Origin of the sequence: Acinetobacter sp. FDAARGOS_559, from assembly GCF_003940475.1 — a bacterium.
Classification (GTDB): Bacteria; Pseudomonadota; Gammaproteobacteria; order Pseudomonadales; family Moraxellaceae; genus Acinetobacter; species Acinetobacter baumannii.
The window spans coordinates 3494174-3508025 of the sequence record NZ_RKJG01000005.1; the positions used below are offsets into that span (position 1 = coordinate 3494174).

The window sequence follows — 13852 nt, forward strand, 5'->3', positions numbered from 1 at the left end:
TTTAAACCTTATGCTTGGGCAGGAATAAGATCTGGAACAAGCTTAGTTAAAGTTAAACGTTGCTTGCCTGCTGTTGCACCTAACAATACGAAACCACGCAATGTTCCTTCATTGTCAATTGCTTTAGCAAGCATACCATCGTCGAATTCTTCAGTTTCCCAATTTACATCCACATCAACCGGTGCCGGTAAAACTGTAAGCGGTGCAGCCGGAGTTTTTACCGCAACCGGCATAGCAGGGTAATGTACATTTGTTTGTTGACCACTTAATGTTTTTGCTAGAGCGCGGGCTTGTTGCATAATTGGCATTACATATGGAAGCAGGGTACCGTTAACTTCTGCACAGTCACCAATCGCATAAATATCTGCTTGATTGGTTTCAAGTAAACTATTGGTAATCACACCACGGCTGGTTTGAATATTTGCACTTTGAGCAAGAGAAATATTCGGTTGTAAGCCAATCGCTGAAAGCACAATATCAGCAACCAAAGTCTGACCATTTGCCAATGTAACCGCGTAATCTTCACCGTTATTGATTTTACTGACTTTTTCAACGGTTGTGCCTAAGGCAAATTTAACACCCGCTTCTTCAAGATTCTGCTGGAATGCTGAAGCAATGTGTGAAGGTAATAAACGGCCTAATGGTTGAGGCGCTAAATCAATCACTGTTACATCATATTCGCTATGAAGTAAGTCATTGGCAAATTCACAACCAATTAAACCTGCACCCAAAATCACAACACGTTTATCTTTGCGCTGAGCTAGATTTTCTCGGAAAGAACGATAGTCAATGAGTGAGTTCACCACATGGATGTCATCACTACCATCACCAGCAATAGCAAGGCGAATCGGGTTAGCACCGACAGCTAAAATTAATTTTGAATAGGGTTGCTGAGAAATAACGCCGTCTTTTTCTAGAACAAGTTCATGACGCTCAGCTAAAATTTCTTTCACCCAAGTAAAAGGTTCAATACGCATATTGAGTTGGGCACTCATTTTTGCAGCATCACCTAATGGAATCTGTTCTGGGGCTTTTTTTCCTGCAAAAGCGTTGGATAAGGTTGGTTTTGCATAGTTCACCGCATCATCCGCACAAATCATCACAAGTTCTTGCTCTGGATTAAGCTTACGGAATTCACGTGCTAAGGTATAACCCGCCATGCCTGATCCGATAATGACGATTGGATGCATTTTTTTCTCCAGAATTAGAATTGTTAATTTAAAACGGTGATTGGTGATATATAAAAAAGACCATGTAAATCATGGCCTTTTAATTTAAGACATTAGATTTCGATCATTTCGAAGTCAGCTTTTGAAACGCCACAATCAGGGCAAGTCCAGTCATCAGGGATATCTTCCCATTTTGTTCCAGCTGCAATGCCGTCTTGTGGCCAACCTTCTGCTTCATCGTAAATCCATCCACAAACGATACATTGATATTTTTTCATGAGACTCTCCGCACTGATAAGTTTGCTCAAAGCTGCCTTTCAGTAAAACTATTCCATCTATTAATAATATAACTACGATCCGCTCAATAATAACTAATGTCGCTTTGATCGGATATCAAATTTTTACGCAGTTCTACATTTAAAGTAAAGCATAAAGGGAGTTTAATCATTCATAAGCAAAGATGAATGGCATATCGAGACAAATAAATGGTTATTTAGGCAAAACTTCAACATAAACACATAATAAATCATATGTTTTTAAGAGTTTATTCATGCAAGGAGACGATGAGTGATATGAAGGGTTACAAAAAGAGCAAAGCATTTATATAAATAAAGTTCTTAAAAAAGTAATCTGGTTAATAAATGGACAAATAAATTAATGTTTATATAAAACAGAAAAGTTTATGGAACAATTAATTAACGGAGAATAAGGAAGTCGAATATGGAAACTCTAATATATGAAGTAGAAATTAAAGCACCTATAGAAAAAGTATGGGACGTACTCTGGAATAGCGATACCTATAATGCATGGACAAAATTCTTTGCTCCAGATTCTTCAATGCGCACAGATTGGAAAGTTGGTGGTAAAACATATTTTCTAGATGGAGAAGGTAATGGAATGGTTTCGACCATTGAAGAAATGAAAAAGCCTGAAGTACTAATTTTTAAACATTTAGGAATGATTAAAGACGGGAAGGAAGACTTGGAAAGTGAAGAGGTGAAAGGCTGGAGTGGTTCGCTAGAAAAATATTTTTTAAGTCAAAATGGGGATACTACAACGGTAAAAGTAGAATTAGCCACCTTACCTGAGTACATCGGTATGTTAAAAAGTGGCTTCGTTCAAGGCTTTGAAGCTGTAAAACAAATGGCTGAAAAATAAGTTTCTGTAATTCAATTTGTTATCTTTTTCCATAATAAGTTTTTTGAAAATTATGTGTCATATGTAAATTCAAGCAAAATATTTTTTATGAATTTTAGTAATGAGATCATTAAGACGAGAAGGATAAGCAAGCCGATGATGGCCTCCGTCATAAGTTTCTATTGTCATATATGGTGACAGCTTTTCCTGTACTTGATACATATCAAGTTGCTCGTCTCCTAACTCTAAATAGGCCATTTTAGGGTTAGATTGGTCAAGATCTTCGTCACAAAGGTGAGGGTAATCATTACGAAAATTAGGTGTAAGGCTTGGGTTGGCAACAATAACAGCTAATTTATGTTGAGCTGCAGTTTTCAAAGCCCAATAACCGCCGAGGCTATGACCGACTAACAAATCAGGTTTAATTGTTTCAATCGCTTGATGATAAAAGTCTTTAACTGAGGCATAACTTAGGTTGCGATAATCAACATCAATACAAAATTTTTCAGGATGTAAAATGGCATGAAATTTTGTTGATTCACGAGAAGAATCCAAGCCATGTAAAAATAGAATTTTCATTATTTACTACACAATCTCATAGATAAAATAAAAGGCAAATAGGGCCTTTTCAAATCGAGGTTATTTGGATTTTTTTATATTTTACTCAAACCTAAAAAAAATGAACTTAGCGATTGGTCTAAGTAATTTTTATCATTCAATGTCCACTCAGATTGACGGCTTGGACTTTTTTCGTTTTTGTTTGATTGAAATCGTTCGAAAAACCTCAGCAATCTGTTAAGCTATGCCACTTCATTTTTACTTAACCGAGGCAGAGATGACGCAACAAAACGCTCAATCGACTTCTGAACCAACTATTTCCGAAAACGATTTAATTGCACAGCGTCATGCCAAATTAAAGCAAATCCAAGATGTTGCAAAGGAAACTGGAAAGAGTCCTTGGCCAAATACATTCAAACGTGAACATTACGCTGCTGATTTACAAGAACAATTTAAAGATCAGTCTAAAGAACAAATCGAAAGCGCTGAACATGTTTATGTAAAAGTTGCTGGCCGTGTCATGTTAAACCGTGGTTCTTTCATGGTGATTCAAGACATGACTGGTCGTATCCAATTATATGTTGACCGTAAGGGTTTACCAAAAGATACGCTCGAAACTATTAAAGGTTTAGACCTTGGCGATATTATTGCTGCTGAAGGTTATATCGGTCGTTCTGGCAAAGGTGACTTATATGTACACCTTGAAGGTTTTGAACTTCTTACAAAATCGCTTCGTCCATTGCCGGATAAATTTCATGGTTTGAACGACACAGAAGTTAAATATCGTAAGCGTTATCTTGACTTAATTGTGAATGAAGAAACGCGTAAGACTTTTGAAATTCGTGCCAAAGTCGTTGCAGGTATTCGCGCATTTTTAACCAATGAACGTTTCATGGAAGTTGAAACGCCAATGATGCATGTGATTCCGGGTGGTGCGTCTGCACGTCCGTTTGAGACGCATCATAATGCTTTAGATATGCCATTATTCTTGCGTATCGCACCGGAGCTTTATTTAAAACGTTTAGTAGTGGGTGGTTTTGAGCGTGTGTTCGAAATTAACCGTAACTTCCGTAATGAAGGGGTATCAACACGTCATAACCCTGAATTTACCATGATCGAGTTTTATCAGGCATATGCTGATTATAAAGACTTGATGGCTTTGACTGAAAACATGCTTGAAAAGTTAGCACTTGATATTTTAGGTACGACTGATGTGCCTTACCAAGGCGAAGTGTTTAGCTTTAAAGGGCCATTCAAGAAAATCTCTATGTTTGATGCGATTTTGGAGAATAATCCGCAGTTCACGCCTGAAAATGTAGGCGATCGTGAATTCCTTGCAAAATTTGTTCGTGAGGAATTAAAAGAAGAAGTTAAACCTGGTTTTGGTTTAGGTAAGCTTCAAACAATCGTATTTGAAGAAACGGTTGAGACTAAACTTCGTCAGCCTACTTTTATTACTGAGTACCCAGCAGAGACTTCTCCACTTGCTCGCCGTAATGATGATAATCCGCACATTACTGATCGTTTTGAGTTCTTTATTGGTGGCCGTGAATTGGCAAACGGCTTTAGCGAGTTAAATGACCCGATTGATCAGGCTGAACGTTTCCAAGCGCAAGTTGCTGAAAAAGATGCTGGTGATGATGAAGCTATGCATTACGATGCAGAGTTTGTTGAAGCACTTGAATATGGTTTACCTCCAACAGCGGGTGAAGGTATTGGTATTGACCGTTTAGTTATGCTTTTTGCAGATGCACCAAGTATTCGTGATGTGATTTTGTTCCCGCATATGCGTCGTAAAGAAGGTTAATTTAATCTTCAATGCAGAAAAAGGCAGTTTATACTGCCTTTTTTATTAACTATTTATATATAAAAAATACTTAAGTTATAGAAAACTTAAAACACCGTTAAAAAATGTAATTGCACAGTTTAACAATTGCAAATTTGCGATAAAAAAATTAATGTGTTGCTCATAAATAACTTTGAGAATTGTGCTGACATGTTTTTAAGAAAAACACTTTCGATTGCATTATTAGCAACTGCTTCATCGGCTGTTTTTGCACAAGGTTTAGTGCTTAATAATGATGATTTACGTACCGACTTAAACTGGTTGAATCAACAAGGTGTTATTAACATCAGCACTTCTACTTGGCCATTAAGTGGTGATGAAATTCAAAGAGCGCTCTCTCAAGCTAAAGTGACTCATCCAGCACAGCAAAAAGTTATTAATTCAGTTCTCAATGCATTAAAGGCAGATAACGATACAGTTAAAGTGGGTGCTTTTGCTGAAACTGATATCAAAAATATTCCTCAAGCATTTGGTGATAACCAAAAATCGCAGTACCAAGGTTCATTAGAGTTTAATGCTGGTGGTGAAAATTGGGATGCAAAAATCCGTGTAAACGCAGAAAAAGACCCTCAAATTGATAGTGGGCATGACGTTAACGTTGAGGGTTCATATGTCGCTGGTAAACTCTGGAACCAGTGGCTTGTTGCAGGTCAAATTCCAACATGGTGGGGACCTGGACATGATGGTAGCTTAATCCGTGGCGATGCAAGTCGTCCTGTGTATGGCGTGACGGCACAAAGAGCTGTACAAAATGCTTTTGAGACAAAATGGTTATCTTGGATTGGACCTTGGCAATATCAAGCTTTTGCAGGCCAATTAGATGATTATAAAGCGGTTCCTCATGCCAAATTATTAGGCTTACGTTTAACTGCAAGACCTTTACCCTATTTGGAACTAGGTGCTTCTCGTACTTTACAATGGGGTGGTGAAGGACGTTCTGAAAGTTGGGATTCTTTGTGGAATGCAATTAAAGGGAATGACAATGTGTATGATTCTGATGAAGATCGTTCTAACCAAATCGCAGGTTTTGATGCTCGTTTAAATCTACAATCTCTTATAAATGCTCCTGTTGGTATTTATGGTCAATATGTTGGTGAAGATGAAGCTGGACTACTTCCTTCTAAAAAAATGTATTTAGCAGGAGTCGACTATTCTTCTAGCTATAATAATATGCCATATCAACTTTATGCAGAATGGGCTGATACCCGCACTAATAATGATGTGAAGGGTATTTCCTATAATCATTATGTTTATAAAGATGGTTATTACCAACATGGCTTCCCATTAGGACATGCGATGGGTGGCGATGGACAAATGTATTCTGTGGGGGGTGATATCCGCTTTGACGTGATGAACCGTTTAAGCGGTCGTGCTATGGTGGTTAAAGTTAACCAATCTAACTTGGCAATTAATAAAGCATTCCCTAAAGATGATGAAATTAAAGCGCTTGATCTAACTTGGACACATTACATTAAACCTGATCTTCCATTAAAAATTAATGGTTGGGTAAGTGATTCTGACTTAGAAGGTAATGATGCTGGTGCATCAATTGGAGTAGAAATTCCTCTAGAGCGTAAAATGTTTGGTTTCTAATTTTTAGTTAACCTTATAATAAGAAAGAGAGGCTACAGAGGCTTCTCTTTTTTATTGTTTTTAGAGAAATCCAAAGCACAGATGGTGATTTGCTTAAGTTGACTACACCAGTTACGATTTTAAAGTTATAAGTGAATCAGCATATTACATGCATATGATGAATTTGAATATCAATATGAAAAAACAAGCAAAAGAAAACAGTTTTAAATCACTATAATGCATAACTAATGCTATAAGCCTCATAAAGGGCTTGTGGTTGGACTATTTATCACGAAAAATTGGAGTTGTTATGGCACTCGTTCCTCCACATGGTCTTCTAAGTGGTGGTGTAATACCGCTTCTAGATTTTATGGGCAAAATGGATAGAGAAGGGCGTGTTCATGACTGAATCAAGACTTACACATCTCAAGCAACTTGAAGCTGAGAGTATTCATATTATCCGTGAAGTAGCCGCAGAATTTGAAAATCCAGTCATGCTTTACTCAATTGGTAAAGACTCGGCTGTGATGCTTCATCTTGCATTAAAGGCATTTTATCCTGCAAAACTTCCTTTCCCTTTATTACATGTAGATACGGGCTGGAAGTTTAAAGACATGATCGCGTTTCGCGATAACATGGCAAAAACACATGGTTTTGATTTAATTGTTCATCAGAATAAAGAAGGCCGTGAAGCAGGAATCAACCCATTTGATCATGGCAGTTCGAAATATACGGATATTATGAAAACCCAAGCTTTAAAACAGGCTTTGGATAAATATCAGTTCGATGCTGCTTTTGGTGGGGCGCGCCGTGACGAAGAAAAATCACGTGCGAAAGAGCGTGTGTATTCATTCCGTGATAGTAAACATCGTTGGGATCCTAAAAACCAACGTCCTGAACTTTGGAATCTTTACAATGGTAAAGTGAACAAAGGCGAAAGTATTCGTGTATTCCCGTTATCAAACTGGACAGAGTTGGATATCTGGCAATATATCTATTTAGAAAATATTCAAATTGTTCCTCTTTATTTCTCTGCTGTTCGTCCTGTGGTTGAGCGTAGTGGTACGCTAATCATGGTTGATGATGAACGTATGCGCTTAAAAGAGGGTGAAGTTCCGCAAATGAAGTCTGTACGTTTCCGTACGCTTGGCTGTTATCCATTAACAGGTGCAGTTGAGTCTGAAGCTGATACATTGCCAGAAATTATTCAGGAAATGCTGTTGGCAACAAGTTCTGAGCGTCAAGGTCGTATGATTGACCATGATGAAGCAGGCTCAATGGAAAAGAAAAAGCAAGAAGGCTATTTCTAAGACAGTTTCTAAATTTGTGGAGTTTGAGCAATGTCTCATCAATCAGACTTAATCAGCCAAGACATTCTGGCGTATTTAAAACAACATGAACAAAAAGACCTTTTGCGCTTTTTGACTTGCGGTAACGTAGATGATGGTAAAAGTACCTTAATTGGTCGTTTACTTTACGATTCAAAATTGATTTATGAAGATCAATTGCAAGCTGTAACACGTGACAGTAAGAAAGTGGGCACAACAGGTGATGCACCAGACTTGGCATTACTTGTAGATGGTTTGCAGGCTGAGCGTGAGCAGGGTATTACCATTGATGTTGCTTATCGCTATTTTTCGACTGAAAAGCGTAAATTTATTATTGCTGATACTCCGGGCCATGAACAATACACTCGTAACATGGCAACAGGTGCATCGACTGCTGATCTTGCAATCATCCTAATCGATGCGCGCTATGGTGTACAAACTCAAACTCGTCGTCATACGTTTATTGCGAGTTTGCTTGGAATTAAAAATATTGTTGTTGCCATTAATAAAATGGACTTGGTTGAATATTCATCTGAACGTTTTAATGAAATTCAGGTTGAATATGATGCGTTCGTGAGCCAATTGGGTGATCGCCGTCCAGCCAATATTTTATTTGTTCCAATTTCTGCTTTAAATGGCGATAACGTTGTAAATCCATCAGCTCATACTCCTTGGTACAAGGGGCAAACCTTAATGAGTATTCTTGAGTCTGTGGAAATCAACCGCGAGTCAAGTAAACATGAATTCCGTTTCCCTGTTCAATATGTAAACCGTCCAAATCTCGACTTCCGTGGCTTTGCGGGTACAGTTGCATTAGGTGAAATTAAAGTTGGTGACGAGATTGTGGCGTTGCCTTCTGGTAAGCGTTCTACAGTTAAGGAAATTGTTACTTTTGACGGTAACCTTGAGCAGGCAGTTGCGGGTCAAGCAGTCACCTTAACGTTAAATGATGAAATTGATATTAGTCGCGGTAATGTCTTAGTACGTGCAGGCGAGCAACCATTAATTTCAAGAAGTGTTCGTGCTTCAGTGGTATGGATGAATGAACACCCACTTGTAAAAGGTAAGTTGTACAATATTAAGATTGGTACACAAACTGTTCCAGCAAAAGTAACTAATATTAACTATCGTGTAAATGTGAATACGCTCGAACACACTCAAGTAGAAGAGCTTGAGTTAAATGCGATTGCAGATGTTGTGGTTGAGTTTGATGCTCCAGTCGTGTTTGACCGTTATCAAGATTCACGTTACACAGGTTCATTTATTTTTATTGACCGTTTAAGTAACGTAACTGTTGGCGCGGGCATGGTAGAAGCCGCGGTAGAGTGGACGGCTCATAGTAATCCTGTTACTGCTGAAGATCGTGCTGCTCGTTTAGGTCAAAAACCTGCTGTTATTGGTGTTTCTGCACAGTTAATTGAAAAAGCTCAAGCTTTAGAAAGTTTGCTGATTCAGCAAGGTGTAGTTGCGATCGCGAAAACAAGCTTAACAGCTGAGCAATTGGTTCTATTACGTGAGACGGGTGTTGTCATTATCACAACTTCTGTGGATGGTATAGATACAGAGGTAACTGCTGAAACGATTGAAGAAGCAGTAGAGAAAATTGTGGAATTAGTTCGTCTTTAATAGATTGAAAATAAGTTCTAAAAACCCGCGTAAGCGGGTTTTTTTTATTGAGTTTAGAAAATATTTTGAGTTTTTAAAGTTAAATATTCCCTTACATCTTTGGGATAGCTCTGAATCATCTTTAAAAATATATCTCGATCACCTTGATATAAGGCGCGTGTTGCTTCCTCGTAATTTGGCATATTGCCTAACATAGCAGACATAAAGCGGTCGATAGCTTGTTTGGCTAGCATAATATTGCCTTCAGAATTTGGGTTATTTAACTCTTTATCAATTAACTTGCGAATCACTGCTGATGCACTCGCACTTTGTTGATCTAACCAATCCCAATGTTTTTTCTGTAAAGTGATTTCACGTGAAATTACTCCAAGTTTAGGTCGTCCAACTTTTTTAATTTCTTCCGGTTCAGCATAACGTTGTTGAAGTTCTTGTTCCGAACCAGAAAGATCAAGATCAATTTGTTGACCTGTTTGATCATTAAAAATCAGAATATTTTCTGTTGTTTTAGGAAGAGCTTTTAGTTTCTTTGCAAGTTCAATAAGGGAGTCACTCGCAATAAGCGTGCTTCCAGTGAAAGCAGTATAGGTGATTTTAGTATTCATTTTAGCCGCATATTTTTATCAGGGTAAAATAATATTATCAGGGTAAAACTAATTTGGCAAATGGTAAAATCATAACCAAAGAATTAACGGATTTTATGAGTGTAGTCTCTGAGATTAGGACTATAAAAATAGTCAAGATAATATGCTATTAAAAATTTTACTCTGCTTTAGTATCGCTTTTATGAGAGAATACGCCTTTAGTTGTATGTATAGAGACTCCTATGTTTGAGCAATCTCCTGAATCTTTAAGCGATATCGAAATTTTAGACATTTTACAGTCGATGAAAAAAGATAAGCTAGATACGGAAGCCAATGAGATCATCCGTAACGGGGGAAAAGCAGGACGTCAGGAAGCACATAAGCAGGCTTTGGTGGCACTAAATACAAATTTTGAAGAGAAGTTTGTAGAGGCAGTTACTCTTGCACTAGGTTTAAATGCAGCTCAAGCTAAAAAAATTCGCTATAAAAAAGATCGAATTCGTATTTTAAAAGCGCGTGGTATTGATTATCTTGCTGTTGATGGCGCAGAGACAGCGCAAGTTTTGGCACAAATTTCACAAGCAATTGTTCGAGAAGATGCAATAGTTACTCATGACTTGCATAATATTTTCCCATTTTGGAAAGAAGGCTTTCCAATGGTGCAATTTGATAATGCTTATAAAATTTTACAAGAAGATATTAGCTTGCACTTTCATGCGTTCTTAGATGCCATGATTGAGTATGTAAATAAATAAAAAATAAAAGCCCCGATAGGGGCTTTTATTTTTATAGTAGAGCAGAATTACATCGTACTAAAAAGTGGGAAAACACCAATCACTAAAGCTGTACCCATCAATACCATACAAGTAATAAATGCCCACTTAAAAGTGAACTTTTGATGGTCTGCAAAGTCGACTTTAGCAAGACCACATAACAAGTAGGTTGATGGAACGAGAGGTGATAACAAATGCACTGGCTGACCTACAATTGATGCACGAGCAATCGCTTCTGGGCTAATACCATAATGTGAGGCTGCTTCAGCAAGAATTGGCAATACACCATAGAAGAATGCATCATTTGACATAAAGAACGTCAATGGCATGCTCACCAGAGCAGTAATTGGCGCTAGATATGGCCCCATACTTGTAGGGATCATTGCAACAAATTCTTTAGACATGGCTTCAACCATGCCTGTACCAGATAAAATACCTGTAAAAATACCTGCCGCAAAAATTAAACCTACAACAGCCAAGATACTGTCTGCGTGCATAGCGATACGCTTTTTCTGCATATCAACATCAGGGTAGTTGATGAGCATTGCAATACAGAACGCCAGCATGAATAACACTGACATCGGTAAAATACCTTTAATCAATGCAATCATAAGAAGAATGGTGAGTACCATATTTACTTTACGTAAATGTGGACGAGTTGCTTCTGGGTCTTTTGAAACTGTAATGTTGTCACCATGGTGACTTTCAAGCTCAATCACGCCTAAACGTTTTTGCTCATAGCGACCATATAAATATGCCAAGAAGAATAACCAGCCAATACTAATCACCATTGGAAGAATCATTGGTACAAAGATATGGCTTGGGTCAACTTGGAGCGCACTTGCTGCACGGGCAGTAGGACCACCCCATGGGGTCAGATTCATTACACCACTACATAACAACATAAGTGCTGTCATGATCAGTGTATTCATACCGAGGCGTTGATAAAGAGGGAGCATGGCTGCCACACAGATCATGTAAGTGGTTGAACCATCGCCATCAAGAGAGACTAATGTAGTTAAAAAAACGGTCCCTAATGTAATTTTTAGGGGGTCACCTTTAACTTTTTTCAAAATCCATTTAACCGGAGGATCGAAAAGACCTGCATCGATCATTAAGGCAAAATATAAAATTGCAAATAATAGCATTACGCCAGTAGGCGCAAGTTTTTTGATGCCATCTAGCATCATTTCACTGAGACCTTTAAGCTCGATATGGCTCAAGCTTTCAAAGTAGTGACCAAGGCCCCAGGCAATAAGAGAAAAAATAAATGGGATGAGAATTAAAGCAATAATAGGGCTTAAACGTTTGGACATGATTAAATACATGAAGCATAAAATCATGCCAACACCAAGTAATGTCAGCATACAATCAATCCTTTGCCTTTAGTTTTACTGAACAAGTTTATTCAAAAACTCTGACCTCGATTATTCTTATGAATTTTTATTAAAAAGACAAATAATATATTTAGTTTATTTGGTTAATATATATTCACTTGGAAAGGTATATTTTGAAGAAATACTGAACATATATAATAATGGTATAGTCTATTTATAATGTATAGTGCTTATTATATATTCTTATAAAACCTTTATCATGTTTGAAATTATCATATATTTTTAAAAATTATATTCTATTTGAATACTGAAATGAGAAGTATACCCATTTACAAAGCTTCTACTCCCTACGTTACATAACGAAAGTGAATCTGTAAATCTTTTATGTGCAAAATTTTATTTTAATTCAATTTAATTTTTTTATTTTAATGAATGAGTTAATTTATATATTTGAAATTGTGATTAGGATAATTAATTAAACTTTTAATATAAAAAATTTTAAAATAATAATTATCTAAAAGAAAAAAATTATTTATCAAAAAAAATATCCTGCATTTGCAGGATATTTTGCACCAAAATAAATCAATTTTCATCAGGTGGAGATGGTAAATCATTTTTTTCTAATACACGTGTTACTAATAGCTGATCAATTTTAAAATGGTCTACGTCAACAACTTCAAATTTATAACCACCAAATTCAACAAAGTCGGCTGGACGAGGAATTTTGCGTAAACGGTACATCATGAAACCAGCTAATGTTTCATAATTCTCTTCATCAGGTAGTTCATCCATTTCAAGCGCATGCTTAAGATCTTCAATAGGTGTACTACCATCAATCAGCCAAGAATTATTATCACGTTTAATAATTTGCTGTTCTTCTTCCATAGGGGTAACCCAATCCCCCATAACAGTAATCATGATATCGCTTAGCGTAATTACCCCAACGACAAGCGCATACTCATTAATTACAACAGCAAACTTTTCTTTTGTTGAGCGGAAACGATCGAGTAATTCTGATAGTGTTAAAGTATCAGGTATCATTAGAACCGTACGAATAGTCGATTCATTGAGCTGGGTTAAAGATTGGTTGTTTAAAATACGTACAAGAATATCCTTAGCATCTACATAGCCAATCACTTGATCAATATTTTCGTTACAAACCAGAAATTTGGAATAAGGATATTCTGCCAGTTTTTGGCGAATGCTATCTTCATGCTCGTTAAGCGTAAAATAAACAACATTTTCACGTGTTGTCATACTTGATGGAACGGTACGTTCTTCAAGCTCAAATACGTTTTCAATAAAGTGATGTTCTTGTTTTTGTAGTACACCTGCTTGAGCACCTGCATCCATCACTGCTGAAATATCATCAAAAGTAATATTGTCTTCGCGTGTGGTATTTACTTTAAACAAGCGGAATAGCAAATTGGCAATTGCATTAATTCCCCATGCTAAAGGCTTACAGATTTTGATAAAAATCTGAATAGGGTTAATTACACTAATTGCAATTTTTTCAGGTGCGATCATTGCCAAGCGTTTTGGCATTAAATCGGCGAATAAAATAAACAAAGAAGTTACCAATGTGAAAGATAGGGCGAATCCAATAGTTTGCGTCCAAGGTCCTTCATAGAAACGGTCAACTAAGTTCACAAAAAAAGGACGAAACGCAGCTTCACCCAATATACCGCCTAAGATTGCAACAGCATTTAAGCCGATTTGGGACGCTGCAAAAAAGTCTGCAGATTGTTCTTGTAAATCAAGTACTTTTTGAGCACGTTCTTCGCCAGCTTCGGCTAAGATCTTTAACTTTACTTTTCTGGCACCAGCTAGAGCAATTTCAGTTAAAGATAAAAAGCCTGCTGCGATGATGAGCAGTACGATGATAATGATATTTTGAAAGAGACTCACAAATCACCCGAGGATCA

At 37.1% G+C, this 13852-nt stretch carries 13 protein-coding genes; 7 read left to right on the plus strand and 6 right to left on the minus strand.

Annotated features, from left to right (window positions below):
* Positions 1-8 precede the first annotated feature (8 nt).
* Together rubB and rubA are read right to left on the minus strand one after the other, a co-directional pair.
* Positions 9-1190, minus strand: coding sequence for a rubredoxin reductase RubB (gene rubB, locus EGS71_RS18295; protein ID WP_000553407.1), 1182 nt, complete (start codon positions 1188-1190; stop codon positions 9-11).
* A 92-nt stretch (positions 1191-1282) separates the two neighbouring features.
* Positions 1283-1447 carry a rubredoxin RubA gene (gene rubA / locus EGS71_RS18300; protein ID WP_000760495.1) on the minus strand — a complete coding sequence of 55 codons (165 nt, stop codon included), beginning with the start codon at positions 1445-1447 and terminating at the stop codon, positions 1283-1285.
* A 442-nt stretch (positions 1448-1889) separates the two neighbouring features.
* Here rubA and EGS71_RS18305 point away from each other — a divergent pair, with 442 nt between their 5' ends.
* The gene (locus tag EGS71_RS18305) at positions 1890-2327 is read left to right on the plus strand and encodes an SRPBCC family protein (protein WP_000449045.1); all 438 of its coding nucleotides are present in this window, start codon (positions 1890-1892) and stop codon (positions 2325-2327) included.
* Positions 2328-2396: 69 nt separating this feature from the next.
* Here the strand turns inward: EGS71_RS18305 and EGS71_RS18310 are convergent, their stop codons facing one another.
* Positions 2397-2885 carry a YqiA/YcfP family alpha/beta fold hydrolase gene (locus EGS71_RS18310; protein ID WP_000697205.1) on the minus strand — a complete coding sequence of 163 codons (489 nt, stop codon included), beginning with the start codon at positions 2883-2885 and terminating at the stop codon, positions 2397-2399.
* Positions 2886-3141: 256 nt separating this feature from the next.
* Here EGS71_RS18310 and lysS point away from each other — a divergent pair, with 256 nt between their 5' ends.
* The 5 genes from lysS (at position 3142) to cysN (ending at position 9236) form a co-directional block, all read left to right on the plus strand.
* Entirely contained in the window at positions 3142-4671 is a 1530-nt protein-coding gene (gene lysS, locus EGS71_RS18315; protein ID WP_000193744.1) for a lysine--tRNA ligase, read from the plus strand.
* Between the two features lie 189 nt (positions 4672-4860).
* The gene (locus EGS71_RS18320) at positions 4861-6303 is read left to right on the plus strand and encodes a capsule assembly Wzi family protein (protein WP_000479765.1); all 1443 of its coding nucleotides are present in this window, start codon (positions 4861-4863) and stop codon (positions 6301-6303) included.
* A 256-nt stretch (positions 6304-6559) separates the two neighbouring features.
* Complete coding sequence (locus tag EGS71_RS18325; protein ID WP_002011285.1) at positions 6560-6691, plus strand: hypothetical protein; 132 nt, start codon at positions 6560-6562, stop codon at positions 6689-6691.
* Positions 6684-7592: a sulfate adenylyltransferase subunit CysD gene (gene cysD / locus EGS71_RS18330; protein ID WP_000140408.1), complete on the plus strand. Its 909-nt coding sequence runs from the start codon at positions 6684-6686 to the stop codon at positions 7590-7592. Before EGS71_RS18325 ends, cysD begins: the two co-directional genes overlap by 8 nt.
* A 30-nt stretch (positions 7593-7622) precedes the next feature.
* Positions 7623-9236 carry a sulfate adenylyltransferase subunit CysN gene (cysN, locus tag EGS71_RS18335; RefSeq protein WP_000019502.1) on the plus strand — a complete coding sequence of 538 codons (1614 nt, stop codon included), beginning with the start codon at positions 7623-7625 and terminating at the stop codon, positions 9234-9236.
* A 53-nt stretch (positions 9237-9289) separates the two neighbouring features.
* Here the strand turns inward: cysN and EGS71_RS18340 are convergent, their stop codons facing one another.
* On the minus strand, positions 9290-9838 hold the full coding sequence (locus tag EGS71_RS18340; protein WP_001092983.1) for a DUF2239 family protein: 549 nt from the start codon (positions 9836-9838) through the stop codon (positions 9290-9292).
* A 221-nt stretch (positions 9839-10059) separates the two neighbouring features.
* Between EGS71_RS18340 and EGS71_RS18345 the strand changes: the two genes are divergently transcribed.
* Positions 10060-10572 (plus strand): hypothetical protein, encoded by a 513-nt coding sequence (locus EGS71_RS18345; RefSeq protein WP_000462918.1) that lies wholly within the window; start codon positions 10060-10062, stop codon positions 10570-10572.
* Between the two features lie 47 nt (positions 10573-10619).
* Here the strand turns inward: EGS71_RS18345 and EGS71_RS18350 are convergent, their stop codons facing one another.
* Positions 10620-11957, minus strand: coding sequence for a CitMHS family transporter (locus EGS71_RS18350; protein ID WP_000956799.1), 1338 nt, complete (start codon positions 11955-11957; stop codon positions 10620-10622).
* 552 nt (positions 11958-12509) lie between these two features.
* The gene (locus tag EGS71_RS18360; protein WP_000051871.1) at positions 12510-13835 is read right to left on the minus strand and encodes a hemolysin family protein; all 1326 of its coding nucleotides are present in this window, start codon (positions 13833-13835) and stop codon (positions 12510-12512) included.
* Positions 13836-13852: the final 17 nt, after the last annotated feature.

Excerpts from the sequence above, each read along its gene's own strand:
- rubB (WP_000553407.1), bottom strand. The coding sequence starts at position 1,190 with ATGCATCCAATCGTCATTATCGGATCAGGCATGGCGGGTTATACCTTA.
- EGS71_RS18305 (WP_000449045.1), top strand. The coding sequence starts at position 1,890 with ATGGAAACTCTAATATATGAAGTAGAAATTAAAGCACCTATAGAAAAA.
- cysD (WP_000140408.1), top strand. The coding sequence starts at position 6,684 with ATGACTGAATCAAGACTTACACATCTCAAGCAACTTGAAGCTGAGAGT.
- EGS71_RS18310 (WP_000697205.1), bottom strand. The coding sequence starts at position 2,885 with ATGAAAATTCTATTTTTACATGGCTTGGATTCTTCTCGTGAATCAACA.
- lysS (WP_000193744.1), top strand. The coding sequence starts at position 3,142 with ATGACGCAACAAAACGCTCAATCGACTTCTGAACCAACTATTTCCGAA.
- EGS71_RS18340 (WP_001092983.1), bottom strand. The coding sequence starts at position 9,838 with ATGAATACTAAAATCACCTATACTGCTTTCACTGGAAGCACGCTTATT.
- EGS71_RS18320 (WP_000479765.1), top strand. The coding sequence starts at position 4,861 with ATGTTTTTAAGAAAAACACTTTCGATTGCATTATTAGCAACTGCTTCA.
- cysN (WP_000019502.1), top strand. The coding sequence starts at position 7,623 with ATGTCTCATCAATCAGACTTAATCAGCCAAGACATTCTGGCGTATTTA.
- EGS71_RS18345 (WP_000462918.1), top strand. The coding sequence starts at position 10,060 with ATGTTTGAGCAATCTCCTGAATCTTTAAGCGATATCGAAATTTTAGAC.
- EGS71_RS18350 (WP_000956799.1), bottom strand. The coding sequence starts at position 11,957 with ATGCTGACATTACTTGGTGTTGGCATGATTTTATGCTTCATGTATTTA.
- rubA (WP_000760495.1), bottom strand. The coding sequence starts at position 1,447 with ATGAAAAAATATCAATGTATCGTTTGTGGATGGATTTACGATGAAGCA.